The sequence below is a fragment of the Bacillota bacterium genome (assembly GCA_013178415.1).
Taxonomy (GTDB): domain Bacteria; phylum Bacillota; class SHA-98; order Ch115; family Ch115; genus Ch115.
This window is the reverse complement of sequence record JABLXA010000039.1, coordinates 1-16,894: the sequence shown is the minus strand read 5'-3', so window position 1 is coordinate 16,894 and position 16,894 is coordinate 1. Positions and strand designations below refer to the sequence as shown.

Here is a 16,894-nt window from a genome sequence, read left to right as displayed (position 1 = left end):
ACCAACGCACGGCAAGTGGATGGCCAAAGAAGTAATTTTGCGACTCTTTCCATGCTATCTGTTTCCATCACAGACTCCCAGCTAGCTGCCGCATTCCATATAGTGGGGCCTTATATCATAAGTCCAGATTATCATAAGAAGCAATGGGATCATTTCGTGTGCGTCGCCGGCATGGCCAAGGTGGTGCTTTACGACCAGCGTGAGGATAGTCCCACCAGAGGAAAGGTGAATGAATTTCATATGGGGAGACTCAATCCGATTCTGGTGAAGATCCCGCCCCATGTCTACCATGGCTTTACGGCTGAGGGACCAGAGACTGCGCTCATCGTGAACTTCCCGACAGAACTATATAACTATGCTGAACCCGACGAATTCCGGCTGGCCTATAATGACCCGAGCATACCCTATTCGTGGGAAATAAGGCATGGATAAAGGAGGAATGCCGTCCGGCGAGCCCCATGCTAGGGTTCGGGTGGGGTTCCTGGGCTCTATTCAATGAAGATAGCGGTTACCGGTGCAATGGGAATGCTAGGCACTGATATGGTTTCGGAATTGCTACATCGGGGCTACGATGTAGTAGCGCTGTATCATCGAAATACAGCGCGGCGCGGCCAGAAGCCCGGTTGCACGGAATGCGGACAGGTCAGCCACCAGCTTGATATCACGGACCTCAAGGCAGTTCGCGAATCCATCGCCAGCATACGTCCAGATGCCGTCGTCAATTGCGCTGCTTACACGTGGGTTGACGATGCTGAAGCTGACAAAGATTCGGCATTCGCTGTGAATGCTCTGGGACCGCGGAATCTCGCTCTTGCGTGCCGCGAGATGGGGTCCGCGTTGCTTCATATCAGCACGGACTATGTATTCAGCGGTGATCGTGATGGCGCATATTCAATCTGGGATCCGCCTTGTCCTGTCAATGTCTATGGAATGAGCAAGCTATGGGGCGAAAACTATGTGAGGTCTCTTATGGGGGAGTACTACATAGTGCGCACGAGCTGGCTTTTCGGAGCGCATGGCAGGAACTTCGTCCAGACCATGCTTGAACTAGGAAAGAGACATGTGGGTTACATTACTGCCGGGGGCGAAGGGCACGCGGCTGATGGAGACCATGTACTGAAAGTCGTGTCGGATCAACATGGCTCGCCCACCTATACGGTAGACCTCGCGCGGGCGTGCGCCGATCTCCTAGAAAGCCGCTGCTTTGGCATCTATCATGTCACAAACCAGGGAGTAACAACATGGTATGATTTCGCGAAGGCGATATTCGAGAAAGCAGGCCTGACGATAGGCCTTCGTGCAGTGACTTCTGAAGAATTCCCGCGGCCGGCCAGGCGCCCGAAGAATTCAGCACTGGACCCGTTTCCGCTTAGAGAGACAATCGGGTACCTTCTGCCTATATGGGACGATGCCCTTGGGCGATACCTTGACCAGATCAGAGCAGAGTCGAAAGAAGAGTCGTAGGGGACAGGGAGAGGACCCTTTGAAGCATAGATTAGCGCTTCCAGACCCGGTAGGTAACCCCGTAGGCCACGCGAAATGGGTCCTTTGAAATATAGATCGGCCGAAGGAGTGCTTGAAGGAGGTGGGCAGGTGAAACTCCTTGTAACAGGCGGTGCCGGATTCATCGGTTCGAACTTTATAAGGCATGTATTCGCCACTCGTCCAGATTGGAGCATCGTAAACCTGGACAAGCTTACTTATGCAGGTAAGCTAGATAACCTCTCAGATATCGCAAGCGACCCTAGCTATTCTACCAGATATTCATTTGTCCATGGGGATATCGCCGACAGAAGCCTGGTAGACCGGCTCATTTCGGCCGAGCGTCCTGATGTGGTGGTCAATTTTGCAGCGGAAAGCCATGTTGACCGGAGCATATTGGATCCAACTCCCTTCATTGAGACGAATGTGAAAGGCACGCAGGTGCTGCTGGAAGCTGCCAAACGATATGGTGTCGGCCGGTTTATTCAGATTTCCACTGATGAGGTCTATGGCTCTCTTGGGCCTGATGATCCTCCTTTTACTGAGGAGAGTCCCCTTGCCCCCAATAGCCCCTATTCTGCCAGCAAGGCTGCGGCGGACATGATGGCCAGGGCCTATTACAAGACATACGGCGTTCCAGTTATCATCACCAGGTGCACCAACAATTATGGCCCGTACCAGTATCCTGAGAAGTTTATTCCAGTGATGATCTTAAATGCGCTCCAGAATAAACCGCTCCCGATTTACGGGGATGGGCAGAATATTCGCGACTGGATTCACGTCGAGGATCATTGCCGTGCCATTTCCCTATTGATCGAGAAAGGGCGGATCGGCGAGGTCTACAATATCGGCGCCAATTGCGAATGGCGCAATATAGACCTCGCAAAGGCAATCCTTAAAGCTACGGGGCGGCCGGAGAGTCTGATACAGTTTGTGCCGGATAGGCTGGGGCATGATAGGAGATATGCGCTGAATACGTCGAAACTGGCGAGGGAAACCGGGTGGGAGGCTCAGCCTAGGTTAATGGATATGCTCCCTATCCTTGCATCCTGGTATCGGGCGCGGTGCTGTCCAGGATCACTATAGAGTTTCTCTTGACAGGTGCACGGCAAGATGACGATTTCCACAGATAATATCTCAGTAGGATTGGAGTGATCCTGAGGCGATGTCAGAACTAATATCGAAATGTTCCTGGTGTGGAGCATCTGATAGGATCCCATTCGTGCTCCGGGGGGATGGGGTACTCATAATGGAATGTAAGGTTTGCGGCCTTAAATCCGTGGCTGCAATTCCTGAGAATACAGAGGACCATTATGATAGATCTTATTTTTTCAAGCCGGGACAGGTAGGACTCCAGGCAGACGGGTACAGCGACTATGATGCTATCCCGAACTCCGAGTTTTCATGGAGGTTAAACCTTCTAGATCTCTTTTGCCCTAGCCATGGCAGACTCCTTGATGTTGGATGTGCCACTGGAAAGTTCATGGCTCTGGCTGCCGGCAAAGGATGGGATGTGGAGGGTGTTGATGTTTCCCTGTTTGCCGTGCAGGTGGCGAGGGAGAAAGGCTTGAAAGCCCACCTAGGTACCATTGACTCGTTATCATTACCGCCTGAGTCTTTTGATGTTGTTACGGCCTTCGATGTTTTGGAGCATGTTCGGGACCTTCGCAGTTTTCTGGAGGCTATACACGCCGTCTTGAAGCCCGGTGGAAGATTGATTCTTCTTTCACCTAATGCCGGCGCATTTAGAGCTATTATTATGGCAGAGCAGTGGATAGGGTATAGGACATCCTTAGAACATCTTCATTATTTCGATATGCATTTCCTGCGTAATGCGCTTGCCAGTGTATTCCGGGATCGTCATCTAACTGTGGCGGAATTTGAGCGTGGGGAGTATGATTATCTCCTCGGAGTCGGTGAGAAGCAGCCATCCCACGCTTCCGGCTTGCCTCGGGACCCAAGCTTGAAGGTTCTCTTCGTGAATCGTTCGGATTCTCTCTGGAAGCCTGGCGGCGATGTTATACAAATGCTTGAGACTAAGAGAAACCTTGAGGATTTAGGTGTAGAGATAGACATATCGCTGTCAGGGCATCCGATAGGTGTGGGATATGACTTGGCACATGTCTTCAATAGCCAAATCGCCCACGAAGAATTTGAACAGGTACGGCATCTTAAGCAGGTGGGGCTTCCTGTATGTCTATCTACGATTTATTGGGATGGAACCGAGACCTTATGGGCAGACGTGGCTGTGAGAGCGATTTTCAGGGCTTCAGAAGATGAAACTCAGGTTGAGAATTACATTGACAAGCTGCGTGACCAAACCCTAGAGATCAAGGGAATATCCCCAGTATCTCCGTCTCCTCTTTATCGGGTGAAGCAGGCAATCCAGCGGCGTCTCTTTGAACAGGTGGATTACCTGTTGCCAAATAGCCAGCTTGAAATGCGAGAGATAAGCCTGCGTCATGGAATCTGCAATAAGCCATTCACCGTCGTACCGAACGGGGTAAATCCTGAGATCTTCCTCCATGGGGATGCAGATCGATTCGCTGATAAGTATAGAGTAAGGGACTTTGTGATTATTGCTGGAAGGTTGGAGGGTCTTAAGAATCAGCTCCTCGCTATATATGCTTTACATAATGAAGATCTGCCTCTTGTTATAGTCGGGAAAGAAAATGAGAGGGACTATGCACATCTCTGTAAAAGGTGGGCGGGGAAAAATGTCCTATTCATAGATCAATTAACTCAGGAAGATCTCGCATCCGCATATGCGGCTGCGCGGGTGTGTATTCTTCCAAGCTGGATGGAGACAACTGGTCTGGTGGCTCTGGAGGCGGCTGTAGCAGATTGTAGTGTAGTAGTTACAAATAGAGGAGCCACATGGGAGTATTTCGGAGACTATGCATATTACTGTAACCCTTCGGATCCCGAATCGATACGAGAGGCTACATTGGCGGCGTACAAAAACTTTGAACAAGATCGCCTAAGACGTGAGGAATTCCGCGAGCTAATCCTTTCCCGGTATAATTGGAAGCGGGCGGCTGAGAAGACCCTCGAAGGGTACGGAACTCTCCTGGCCAGTTATGCTCAATCCTCCGCGATTCCGGAGTGTGAACCTGGCGGAGGTCGGCGATATCAGGTATCGATTATTATACCTGTGTTCAATAAGATAGAGTATACGGTGAAATGCCTTCAGGCGCTAGAAGCTAACACTCCTAAGGAACTACAGTACGAAGTGATCATCATTGACAATGCCTCTACCGACGCGACTCCTGATGTTCTCGCTGAGCTTGAGGGTGATGTCACTGTCGTGAGAAATGAGAAAAACCTTGGCTTTGCGCGCGCCTGTAACCAGGGAGCCAAAATTGCTCGCGGCGACTACCTCGTTTTCCTCAATAACGATACCGAGCCGCAACCCGGGTGGCTTGAAGCTTTGCTTTCGAGGGCGCAAGACGAGCGGGTCGGGGTCGTTGGGGCAAAACTGCTGTATCCTGATGGCACTGTCCAGCATGCAGGAGTCGGCATTGCCGATGATCCGATTATGGGGGTTAATTTGGCGCCATACCATATCTATCGGTATCTGCCGGGTGACCTAGATGCCACCAATAAACCCAGGGATCTTCAGGCAGTTACCGGAGCATGCATGCTGATCCCAATGCCTTTGTTCCAGGTGATTGCTGGGTTCAATGAGGTTTACTATAACGGCTATGAAGATGTTGATCTGTGCTTCAGGGTCCGTTCTCTTGGGTACCGGGTGGTCTATGAGCCCAAAAGTGTCCTGATTCATCATGAGTCCATAAGCGGTCCCGAGCGTTTTAGAAAAGTGAGTGATAATATCATCCTTCTCAACAGCTACTGGTCAGGTAGAGTAAAGCTGGATGAGCAGGATATATACCTTTCCGACGGCGTTTTTGCGCGTTTCGTGAAAAATGGCGAACAATGGCGACGGGAGCTTAAGGCTTTTCCTGATGTCTCCTTGATACTTATGGTGAAGAATGAATGGGATGTGACGCAAAGGTGTCTTGACAGTCTGGTAAAATGGACCTCAACACCAATAGAGTTGGTACTAATAGGTCAGAAGATCTTAGACGAGCAGTATGATAGGATTTCCTCGATAGCGCGTGGACAGGGATTCATTGTGAAGATTATATCAGCGCATAATGTAGCCTTGCCCGAGGGTATCACTGATGGTTCTGTATCAGGACAAGCCGTTGATTTAGCCGCTTTGATCGGAGAATATGTTGTATTCATGGATGATAGCTGCATAGTCTCCGAAGGGTGGCTTGAAGGCCTCTTGAAATGCGTTGAATCGCATCCTCTGGTCGGGGCAGTCGGGCCGATTTCCAACGGCTCTGCTTCCGAGCGATCCATACAATACATTGCTTCTTCGGCTATAGATTCCAATACAACCATCAGAGAGATCGCTGAGATGGTTAGATCAAGTAATGAGGGAAGATATGCGTCGGTGAAGAGCCTGGAGCCTTTCTGCTTCCTGACCAAGGCGTGGGTCTTGAAAGAATTGAATCTCATCGGCCAGATATCAAGCTCACCGGATGACGAAATGCCGTTTAGCCGGCTGCCTGCTGAGATGGTGAAGGGAGGGTATCAGTTGAGGGTCGCGATGGATGTGTATGTATATCGGCAGGTAGGGTCCAACCATTAAGCCGAAGCATGTCGGCCTAATAAAAGGTATAGATGGAATGGATGGGGAGATATGGCATTGGCGGCAACCATGACTATTACAATTTACAGGGACACTGAATCCAAGCGGGCATAGGTTAAGACAATTCAGGTAGATCTGCATCTGGACTTCCATATGATATCTACGGCAGGATGCAGCATGTAGGCTAGGGTGGTTACTGTGCAATGACAATCCAATAAAGCACGGTACAGGATTCATTCAGTAGTAGGTTGAGACAGTATAGAGGCGCAGAGAAAAACGTATCGGGAAAGGCGATCAGCGTGCGCATGCCCATTGTTACCATCGAAGCTCTGGAGGACGAAATCCGCAGAATAGAGGAAGAGAGTAAGGGGCAGCTCTTTCTTTATAGGGGCCAGGAACATAATTGGCCGCCTATCCCATCTGCTGCGAGGTATTTTATGAAGCCTGGAGGGAGCCTTTATTCATACCAATTTGAGCATATGGTAGATGATCTGAGAAAAGTACACCCCGCAATCTCCCATTGGATGGTTAATAGAACTTTTGCTGATATTCTAGAGGAACTGTATCCTAATTACAGTAGTTGGTTTCCCGGTTCTGACCGTGAATTGATTCAATTCTTATTTCAAGCCTTAAGACAGCAGTACTCGCGAAGTGCCATGTTTTTAGATGTGAGCTCCAATATTGGAGTGGCCTTAAAAATGGGGATAATGAGTTTCTATGGAGAAAATAAACCCAGCAGTGATGGCAGGCCGATCTTAAGGGCCCGCCTATCAGATAGTGAATATACCTACCTGTCAGTATTCAAGGTGCCTCAGGACTCTATCCTAGAATTTGATCCAAATCCCTCAAACTACCTAAAGGTTGCTCGCTACCTTCGCGGGAGGGCTCACTCAAGTGAATATGGACTGTATTTTGCTCTTAACTGCAGTAAAATGTGGAGGGCAAAGAGACTGGTTAACCAAAGCTCATGGTTCTTGGGATACATGCCAAGTGATGATTACGATCACTCTCTTGCTCCCTATGACTTCAGCGGGGCATTTCATAGGGACGTCCTGCAAATCTCAACATCCCTCATACCGCTTTATCTTGAAAGAAGATATACTAGTGACAGGTGCATAAGCCTTTATCCTCAAGATGATGAGGTGTTGAGTTGGGTCAATAATCGAAGAGTTGAAAGAGAGTTTGCTATCAGCACCTCCACCCTCAAATACAATGATTTGGGCATTAGTGTTTACCATTATTTCCCGGAACTTGATGATTTATATATCCCGATATAGAATGTTTGTACCAATGTTCTTGTCGGGGGAATCCCGGGACCGGATGTCAATAGTGCGAAGGATGTCCAAGGTGACCTCGAGATGATACGATTTTCCCAGTTTACCCGAGATCACCGCAAGTCTCAGCAGGCAACATGCGGGGTCGCCTTCATCCACAGTCAGTGAAAATGATTCTATTATGGTCGACAACAATTCCCGCATGTTCCCATTGACTATCTATGGAAACAGGAGTTACGATAAGGGTAAGATATCCAATATAGGTTGAGTGACCCAGCATACTGCAGAGGAATAGGGCGAGCATTTGAGGTGCGAGTCTTTCGTCTGGAAGGAGATAAGTGGTGGCGAAGCAGAATAATTATGGGGCAAATCTTGGTTTCGAGCGGGAATTATGGCAGGCAGCGGATGCGCTTCGTTCCAACATGGATGCTGCTGAATACAAGCACGTCGTTTTAGGGCTGATATTTCTCAAGTACATCTCGGACGCCTTTGAAGATCAGCATGCCAGACTCGAGACTCAGCGTAGCGAAGGGGCGGATCCTGAGGACCCTGACGAATACCGCGCTGTCAACATTTTCTGGGTGCCTCAGGAGGCGCGGTGGGCTCGGCTTCAGGCTAATGCCAGACAGACCGATATAGGAAAGATCGTTGATGAGGCCATGCTGGCGATCGAACGTGATAACCCATCGCTCAAGGGAGTGCTGCCCAAGGAGTACGCCAAGCCGGGTCTGGATAAGCGGCGCCTCGGCGAGCTCATTGACCTCATCGGTAACATTGGCCTGGGCGACCGGGAGAACCGCTCCAAGGATATCTTGGGCCGCGTCTACGAGTATTTTCTTGCGCAGTTCGCTAGCGCTGAGGGGAAGAAGGGTGGCCAGTTCTACACGCCCCGCTGCGTCGTCCGCTTGCTGGTAGAAATGCTCGCTCCCTACCAGGGCCGGGTCTACGACCCCTGCTGCGGCTCCGGGGGCATGTTTGTCCAGTCGGACAAGTTCGTCGAAGCCCATGGCGGCAGGATCGGCGACATCAGCATCTATGGTCAGGAATCCAATTATACTACCTGGCGGCTGGCTAAAATGAACCTGGCCATCCGGGGGATTGACGGGAAGATCGAACACGGCGACTCCTTCCACAACGACCGTTTCCCTGATCTGAAAGCCGACTACGTCCTGGCCAATCCGCCCTTTAACGATAGCGATTGGCATGGTGACTTGCTCAAGGAGGATAAGCGTTGGAAGTATGGTGTCCCTCCGGCCTCTAATGCCAACTTCGCCTGGGTTCAGCACTTCATTCATCATCTTGCCCCCACCGGTCTGGCTGGTTTCGTTCTGGCCAACGGCTCCATGTCATCCAATCAATCCGGTGTGGGTGAAATCCGCAAGAATATCATTGAGGCCGACCTGGTGGACTGCATGGTCGCCTTGCCAGGTCAGCTTTTCTACTCTACGCAAATTCCGGTATGCCTTTGGTTCATCGCCCGTGATAAAAGGAACGGGCGCTTCCGGGACCGCCGTGGCCATGTGCTTTTCATCGATGCCCGTAAGCTGGGCACGATGATCGACCGCGTTCACCGGGAACTGACGGATGAGGACATTCAGAAGATTGCCGGCACCTATCACGCCTGGCGCGCTAAGCGTGACGCTGCCGGCGCCTGTGTGCCCCAGCCCTTGGCCGAGGAGCGTGAGCTACCACCTTATGAGGATATTCCCGGTTTCTGTAAGTCAGCTACCATAGATGAGATCCGCCAACAGAACTATATCCTAACCCCCGGCCGCTATGTGGGCGCAGCTAAAACTGAAGAGGACGATGAGCCATTCGAGGAGAAAATGGCCCGCCTGACGGCGGAGTTGCGGAAGCAAATGGAAGAGGCGGAGCGGCTGGATAAGGCGATCTGGGCGAATCTGGAGGAGATCGGGTATGGCGGGTGAGTGGCCAGTCATCCCATTCAAGGAGCTTTTATCAGTTCCGTTACGCAACGGACTAACACGGCCAAAACGTGTGCGTGGACAAGGCGTCACCATGATAAATATGGGTGTACTTTTCGCGTATTCGAGAATTCATGACATTGAGGGGGACAGGGTACCTTTGTCGAGCGATGAGGCAGCTCATTATCTTCTCGAACCGGGCGATCTGTTATTCGCCCGTCAGTCTCTGGTACTTTCTGGCGCAGGGAAGTGCTCGATTTTTCTGGGTGCAGAAGAGCCTACCACATTTGAAAGTCATCTGATGAGAGCCCGAATCTCTCCTGATAAAGGGGACCCATTGTTCTATTACTATTACTACCAATCTCCTATGGGGAGGCAAGCTGTAATATCAATAGCAGAACAGGTGGCAGCAGCGGGCATCAGGGGTAGTGACCTTTCAATGCTTAACGTTCCCTGGCCTCCACTTAAGGAACAGCAAGCCATCGCCTGTATTCTGGGAGCCTTGGACGACAAGATCGAGTTGAACCGGCGGATGAACCAAACGTTGGAGGCGATGGCGCAGGCGATCTTTAAGTCATGGTTCGTAGACTTCGATCCGGTGCGCGCCAAGGCCGCTGGCCAGCAGCCAGCTGGACTAGCTCCGCATATAGCCGAGCTGTTTCCGGATTCGTTTGAGGACTCCGAAATTGGTGAAGTGCCGCGAGGCTGGAGCATATATTCTCTACCAGCGCTCATCGATATCAATCCCCCGCGGCACATCCCAAGAGGAAGCGTCGCACCGTATCTGGAAATGGCAAGTATGCCCACACGAAGTCATGCTCCCGACTCCTGGATTGATCGCGAGGTGGGGTCGGGAATGAAGTTCATCAATGGAGACACGCTGCTCGCCCGGATTACCCCATGTCTGGAGAATGGCAAGACTGCCTATGTAGATTTTCTCAAGGACGGGGAGGTTGGCTGGGGATCAACTGAGTATATCGTTCTTCGGCCACGAGAGCCGATTCCAGCGGTCTTTGCATATCTACTCGCCCGGGATGATAATTTTCGTACATTTGCGATTCAGCGAATGACCGGTTCAAGTGGCCGACAGCGTGTACCTTCAGACAGCCTTGCCGACTATCAGCTCGCCGCTCCAGCTATCGACTCGTTGGTTTTCAAGATATTCGGACGAGTAGTGAACCCCTTGTTTGAGCGAGCGAGGTCTGCGATGGGGCAATCCCGAACCCTCGCCGCCCTTCGTGACGCCCTATTGCCCAAGCTCATCTCCGGCGAACTCCGCGTCGCTGACGCCGAGCGAATCGTTGGGAGGTGCACATAATGGCCGATATGAATCTTACGCAATAGGACTTCATGCGGTTCTGCAATATCACGCAGCCGCCGCATATCGAGCGGGGGTTATTTCTATGATTCAGGAGATCCAAAAACTCGTAGATGATTACCTGGCCTGGCTACGGGATAAGACCCTGCTTCGCCAGGTCGGTCAATGGGTCGAGATTACGACGCCCTATCTCGATCGCCATAACGACTATATTCAGATCTATGTACGGAAGGAAAACAGCAGCTATTTATTGACCGACGACGGTTTTACAATCACGGACCTGGAGCAAAGCGGATGAAAGCTTGAGAGTCCGAGGCGCCAGGAATTACTCAAGATGACTTTGAACGGTTTTGGGGTACAGCTTCATGATACTTCGCTGGAGGTACACGCCTCACCTGAGAATTTTGCATTGCGTAAGCATAATCTCGTGCAGGCGATCCTGGCCATCAATGATATGTTTTATTTGTCGGCGCCAGTGGTGGCCAACCTGTTTTACGAGGATGTGGTAGCCTGGCTCGACCTCCATGACGTGCGTTACACCCCTAAGGTCAAATTTACAGGCAAAAGTGGCTATGATCACCTTTTCGATTTCGTGATCCCCAGATCGCGTCGCCAACCAGAGCGGATTCTCCGCGCCATTAATCGCCCGAGTCGAGACACCGCCCAGGCTTTCGCGTTTGCATGGATCGATACGAAAGAAGTTCGACCCACAGATTCAAGGGCTTACGCCTTTCTCAATGACTCAGAACAGTCAGTCTCAACCGATATTCTTGAGGCGTTGAGAAACTATGGTGTACGTCCAATTCCCTGGAGCAAGCGGGAGGATGTGAGGGAGGAGCTTGTCGCATGACTAATTCCGGTTTTACCGAATCCACCGTCGAGCAGGCCGCCCTTGCCTGGCTAGAAAGCCTCGGCTACGTTATCCTTTCCGGGCCGGAGATTGCGCCAGGTGAACTGCAGGCTGAGCGCGAGGATTATCGGCAAGTCGTCCTGAAGCGCCGCCTGCGGCAAGCACTTCAGCAGCTCAATCCGCAGGTACCGGCGGATGCTCTGGAGGAGGCGTTTCGTAAGCTCACGAGGCTAGACCAGCCCTCGTTGGTTGCGGATAATCATACTCTACACCGGTACCTGGTTGAGGGCGTGCCGGTGGAGTATCAGCGGACAGATGGTTCCATAATGGGCGATCTTGTTCGTGTGCTTGACTATGACAACCCGGAGAACAATGATTTCCTGGCCGTTAACCAGTTCACAGTCGTGGAGGATCGCTATGAGAGGCGGCCGGATATTGTCCTTTTCGTCAATGGTCTGCCGCTGGCTGTCATTGAACTGAAGAACGCTGCTGACGAAAACGCCACCATCTGGTCGGCCTTTAATCAGTTGCAGACTTATAAGCAGCAAATCCCATCGCTCTTCGCCTATAACGAGGCTCTAGTGGTCTCCGACGGTACGCAAGCCCGTATCGGCACCCTGACGGTAGGCCGTGAATGGTTCCTGCCGTGGCGGACCATCGAAGGCGGGGAACTAGCTGCGGAAACGCTATCTCAGCTTGAGGTGCTTCTGAAGGGAGTATTCGACCGGCGACGATTCTTGGATCTAATTCATTATTTTATTGTGTTTGAAGACATGGGTGGCGGGGTGCTCGTGAAGAAAATGGCTGGATATCATCAGTACCACGCTGTGAATGTGGCTCTGGCTGAGACTATTCGCGCCTGTGCAACGTCATCTCCTCCCTGGCTGGGGTATGAAGAGGAAGGTACATATTTTGTCAAAGGTCAGCGTGACGCAAAGCCCGGTGACCAACGCATTGGGGTTATTTGGCATACCCAGGGTTCGGGCAAGAGCCTGACTATGGCATTCTATGCCGGGCGCGTGATACTGGAACCAGCGATGAAGAACCCAACTTTAGTGATCATCACTGACCGGAATGACCTGGACGACCAGCTTTTCGGCACGTTCTCCCGATGCCACGAACTCTTGCGCCAAGAGCCTGTTCAGGCGGAGAGCCGGGCTCACTTGCGCGACCTTCTACGCACCGCGTCAGGCGGCGTCGTGTTCACCACCGTGCAGAAGTTCTTCCCGACGGAAGGCGAGGATCATTATCCGCTATTATCCGACCGGCGCAACATCGTGGTCATTGCCGACGAGGCTCACCGCAGCCAGTACGACTTTATCGATGGCTTCGCCCGGCATATGCGTGAGGCCTTGCCCAATGCTTCCTTCATTGGCTTCACCGGCACACCCATCGAGTTGACGGATAAGAACACCCGAGCGGTATTTGGCGACTATATAAGCGTTTATGACATCGAACGGGCAGTAAAGGATGGGGCGACAGTTCCCATCTATTATGAGAGCCGTCTTGCCAAGCTGGAGCTGGATGAGACCGAGCGGCCAAAGCTGGACAAGGACTTTGAGGAAGTCACTGAAGGCGAAGAGGTCGAGCATAAGGAACGGCTTAAGACTAAGTGGGCGCAACTGGAGGCCCTGGTAGGCACTGAAAAACGCATCAGGTTGATCGCCCAGGATATAGTCGACCACTTCGAGCGCCGGCTCGAGGCCATGGATGGCAAGGCCATGGTGGTCTGTATGAGTCGCCGGATTTGTGTGGATCTTTACAACGCTATCGTCCGAATCCGGCCCGGCTGGCACCATGATGGCGATGATAAAGGCGTCCTGAAGGTCGTGATGACCGGGTCAGCATCGGATCCGGCGGAATGGCAGCAACATATCCGCAACAAATCCCGGCGTGAAGAACTAGCCAAGAGATTCAAGGATCCAGCTGACCCATTCAGGGTCGTCATTGTCCGTGACATGTGGCTGACTGGCTTTGACGTTCCTTGTCTGCACACGATGTACCTGGATAAACCTATGCGGGGGCACGGGCTGATGCAGGCTATCGCCCGTGTGAACCGGGTATTCAAGGATAAGCCCGGCGGCCTGGTGGTGGATTACCTGGGTCTGGCCCATGAGCTAAAGGAAGCACTGGCTACCTACACAGAAAGCGGAGGTAAGGGGCAGACGGCCATCGACCAGGGAGAGGCGGTGGCGGTGATGCTGAGGGAGTATGAGGTTTGTTGCGATATCTTTCACGGCTTTGATTGGTCTTCCTGGAAGCGCGGTGGGCCACAGGAAAGGCTCTCCATGATTCCTGCTGCTCAGGAACACGTACTCCAGCAGGATGATGGCAAGAATCGGCTGGCGAAGGCCGTAACGGCACTGTCCAGGGCTTTTGCGTTGGCCGTTCCGCACCAAAAGGCTTTGGAAATCCGGGACGATGTGGCCTTCTTCCAGGCAGTGAAAGCGGCCTTGAGTAAGAGCGTGACCGGCGAACAGCGCAGCCCCGATGAGCTGGATCATGCCATCCGCCAGATTGTATCGAGGGCGGTGGCCTCGGATGGAGTCATCGATATCTTTGCCGCCGCAGGTCTAAAGAAGCCTGATATCTCTATCCTTTCAGATGAATTCCTGGCGGAAGTGCGAGGGATGCCACATCGCAATCTGGCCGTGGAAATGCTGCGCAAACTGCTGGAAGGCGAGATCAAGACGCGTAGTAAGAAGAACATCATTCAGGCTCGATCCTTTGCCGAAATGCTGGAGCAATCGATCAAACGGTATCACAACCGTGCTATCGAGACAGCACAGGTCATCGAAGAACTCATCGCGCTGGCTAGGGAGATGCGGGAGGCTGGCCGGCGCGGTGAAAAGCTCGGGCTGACCGAAGACGAGGTCGCTTTCTATGACGCCTTGGGGGTCAACGACAGCGCCGTGAAGGTTCTAGGAGACGCCACTCTGCGGACTATCGCCCAGGAACTGGTCCGCACCGTGCGGAACAACCTAACAATTGATTGGACCCTGCGGGAAAACGTCCGCGCCCAAATGCGTGTAATGATTAAACGAATTCTCCGGCGGTACGGCTACCCGCCGGATAAACAGGCCCGGGCGACCGAGCTCGTATTGGAGCAGGCGGAAGTGCTCTGCAAGGATTGGGTGAAAAGCTAATGCCGATGCGATGCTTCTCTTGCCCTATCTGGGTAAATTGGGTGGCAAGGGCCTGCGCTACTATTTTCAGTTCACGGTGAATGGTTATCCCAGAGGTTTTCTGGGAATTCCCTTTACAGAATTCGACCAGGAAGTTGATTGATCCATTTATACTTTAATGCGATAATGTTTACACAGTCAATTTTTACGCTTTTGTAGGAAGAGGTTATATCATGGGCGGCATAGGCATAAGTCCGGCTGTCCTGCGTTGGGCGCTCAATCGCTCGACCAGGCGCTCCGAGATCGAGGAGAGATTTCCTAAGCTCATCAGATGGCTCAATGGTCAAGATCGGCCGACATTGCGAGAACTCGAACAGCTGGCCAGGGCGACTTCAACGCCACTAGGATATTTTTTCCTCCCAGAACCGCCGGAGGAACGGCTGCCTATTCCTTACTTCCGCACTTCCAACAGCCAGGTCGCACTTCCACCAAGTCCCGACCTTTTGGAGACTATGCAAATGATGCAACGGCGTCAGGAATGGATGCGCGAGTATCTTATTGAACAGGGAGCAGAGCGTTTAGCCTTTGTAGGATCGGCAGGAGTTAAAGACGGACCGGGCGAACTTGCTCAGGATATGAGACAGGCGCTTGGCCTCAATAAAGAATGGGCGGCTAGGCAGACGACCTGGACTGAGGCGCTGAGGAAATTGCAGAAGAGCATGGAAGAAGCAGGTATCCTTGTTGTCATTAACGGGATTGTTGGAAATAACACGCACCGAAAGTTGGATGTAAGTGAGTTCCGCGGTTTTGTTCTTGTTGATGAATACGCCCCATTGGTCTTCGTAAATGGAGCTGACGGCAAGGCGGCGCAGATGTTTACTCTGGCGCATGAATTGGCTCATCTATGGTTCGGAAGGAGCGCAGTGTTTGATTTGCGTGAACTTCAGCCTGCAAATGATGAGATTGAACAGGCATGCAATCGGGTGGCTGCAGAGTTTCTTGTGCCGGCGTCCGAGCTGCATGAGAAATGGGCTTCTATTCGTCACGAGGACAATCCCTATCAGCAGGCTGCACGCCAGTTCAAGGTAAGTGAACTGGTTATTGCGCGCAGGGCTCTGGATCTTTCGCTTATCACAAGGGACGAGTTCCTTGAGTTTTACCAGACCTACCGAGATAGCGAGTATCGTACTGCTGCTCAAAGTTATGGAGGTGGGGATTTTTACGCAACACAGAATGTACGGATTGGCTTGCGTTTTGCCAGGGCTGTAGTGCGTGCCACCAGGGAGGGTAGGCTTCTTTACCGTGAAGCCTACCAGTTGACAGGACTTTATGGAAAGACTTTTGCGCAGTATGCACAATTGCTTGATTCCGGAGGCTTGCAGCAATAGTGAACCGCCCATACTTACTTGACGCCAACGTATTCATCGAAGCGGCCCGTAGGTACTATGCCTTCGATCTTGTCCCGGCCTTCTGGCAGGCCCTGTTGGACCATGCCACAGCCGGGCGAGTATGCAGTATTGATCGCGTAAGGGACGAACTCATAAAAGGCAACGATGACTTTGCAGCATGGGTGAGCGGGGAGTTTCATAATTGGTTTGCCTCTACGGATGAAGTTAGTGTCATCGAAGCATATAAGCAAATTATGCAATGGGTCTACGAACATGGTCAGTTTTCTGATACTGCCAAAGCAGCATTTGCCAGCGGGGCAGATGGTTGGTTGGTCGCGTATGCAAGAGTTCATGGCCATGAGGTCGTTACACACGAGCAGCTCAATCACGAGACCAAAAGGAAGGTCCCGATCCCGAATGTTTGTGATGCATTTCATGTTCCATATATCGATACATTTGGGATGCTGCGGAGCCTAGGAATTAGATTTGGCTAGCCCAACTCCCGCACCCCTGGCCTGATTCTTAATGATTTTGAGGTGTCGGGTAAGGCAAAAGCCCAGCTAGACACATTTTCCATCTGCATAAGCTCGATTGACATGGCCCCTACTGATCCTCTGGTAGCTGAATCCTGAGCATCTAGCTATCTATGAGGCGTCCGGTATATTGCCCCAGATGATGAAGCCGGTGAAGACATGGTCGTAAGTTTAACCACGAGCATTGTCTCCGGCGGACAGTGTTAACTACTAACCCATATTTCGCAGGTAGCGCCTTCCAGCTAGGTATTTTCCAACCCCGCCCCCTGTGCGGGCCTTTGCCGCACATATATGTCCGTACCGAAACCTGCAAGCCTGAGTAAACGAGGGAGGTCAAAT

The 16,894-nt window shown here is 51.8% G+C and carries 10 protein-coding genes and 1 pseudogene; all 11 read left to right on the top strand.

Going from position 1 to position 16,894, the window contains the following annotated elements:
- A partial coding sequence (locus HPY52_16440; protein NPV81820.1) for a dTDP-4-dehydrorhamnose 3,5-epimerase family protein occupies positions 1-432 on the top strand: 432 nt, incomplete at its 5' end.
- Positions 433-495: 63 nt separating this feature from the next.
- Positions 496-1,464: a dTDP-4-dehydrorhamnose reductase gene (gene rfbD / locus HPY52_16435; protein NPV81819.1), complete on the top strand. Its 969-nt coding sequence runs from the start codon at positions 496-498 to the stop codon at positions 1,462-1,464.
- Positions 1,465-1,593: 129 nt separating this feature from the next.
- Complete coding sequence (rfbB, locus tag HPY52_16430; GenBank protein NPV81818.1) at positions 1,594-2,568, top strand: dTDP-glucose 4,6-dehydratase; 975 nt, start codon at positions 1,594-1,596, stop codon at positions 2,566-2,568.
- Positions 2,569-2,647: 79 nt separating this feature from the next.
- The gene (locus HPY52_16425; GenBank protein ID NPV81817.1) at positions 2,648-6,142 is read left to right on the top strand and encodes a glycosyltransferase; all 3,495 of its coding nucleotides are present in this window, start codon (positions 2,648-2,650) and stop codon (positions 6,140-6,142) included.
- A 248-nt stretch (positions 6,143-6,390) separates the two neighbouring features.
- Entirely contained in the window at positions 6,391-7,419 is a 1,029-nt protein-coding gene (locus tag HPY52_16420) for a hypothetical protein (protein NPV81816.1), read from the top strand.
- Positions 7,420-7,757: 338 nt separating this feature from the next.
- Positions 7,758-9,344, top strand: coding sequence for an SAM-dependent DNA methyltransferase (locus HPY52_16415; GenBank protein ID NPV81815.1), 1,587 nt, complete (start codon positions 7,758-7,760; stop codon positions 9,342-9,344).
- Between the two features lie 91 nt (positions 9,345-9,435).
- Positions 9,436-10,659: a restriction endonuclease subunit S gene (locus tag HPY52_16410; protein NPV81814.1), complete on the top strand. Its 1,224-nt coding sequence runs from the start codon at positions 9,436-9,438 to the stop codon at positions 10,657-10,659.
- 85 nt (positions 10,660-10,744) lie between these two features.
- Positions 10,745-11,509: pseudogene (locus HPY52_16405) on the top strand (DUF1829 domain-containing protein).
- Positions 11,506-14,655, top strand: coding sequence for a type I restriction endonuclease subunit R (locus tag HPY52_16400; protein NPV81813.1), 3,150 nt, complete (start codon positions 11,506-11,508; stop codon positions 14,653-14,655). The pseudogene HPY52_16405 and the gene HPY52_16400 overlap by 4 nt, the downstream one beginning before the upstream one ends.
- Positions 14,656-14,867: 212 nt before the next feature.
- On the top strand, positions 14,868-16,022 hold the full coding sequence (locus HPY52_16395) for an ImmA/IrrE family metallo-endopeptidase (protein ID NPV81812.1): 1,155 nt from the start codon (positions 14,868-14,870) through the stop codon (positions 16,020-16,022).
- A complete protein-coding gene (locus tag HPY52_16390) occupies positions 16,022-16,516 on the top strand; it encodes a DUF4411 family protein (protein ID NPV81811.1) in 495 nt (164 codons plus the stop codon). Before HPY52_16395 ends, HPY52_16390 begins: the two co-directional genes overlap by 1 nt.
- Positions 16,517-16,894 lie beyond the last annotated feature (378 nt).

Excerpts from the sequence above, each read along its gene's own strand:
- rfbD (NPV81819.1), top strand. The coding sequence starts at position 496 with ATGAAGATAGCGGTTACCGGTGCAATGGGAATGCTAGGCACTGATATG.
- HPY52_16425 (NPV81817.1), top strand. The coding sequence starts at position 2,648 with ATGTCAGAACTAATATCGAAATGTTCCTGGTGTGGAGCATCTGATAGG.
- HPY52_16410 (NPV81814.1), top strand. The coding sequence starts at position 9,436 with ATGATAAATATGGGTGTACTTTTCGCGTATTCGAGAATTCATGACATT.
- HPY52_16400 (NPV81813.1), top strand. The coding sequence starts at position 11,506 with ATGACTAATTCCGGTTTTACCGAATCCACCGTCGAGCAGGCCGCCCTT.
- HPY52_16395 (NPV81812.1), top strand. The coding sequence starts at position 14,868 with ATGGGCGGCATAGGCATAAGTCCGGCTGTCCTGCGTTGGGCGCTCAAT.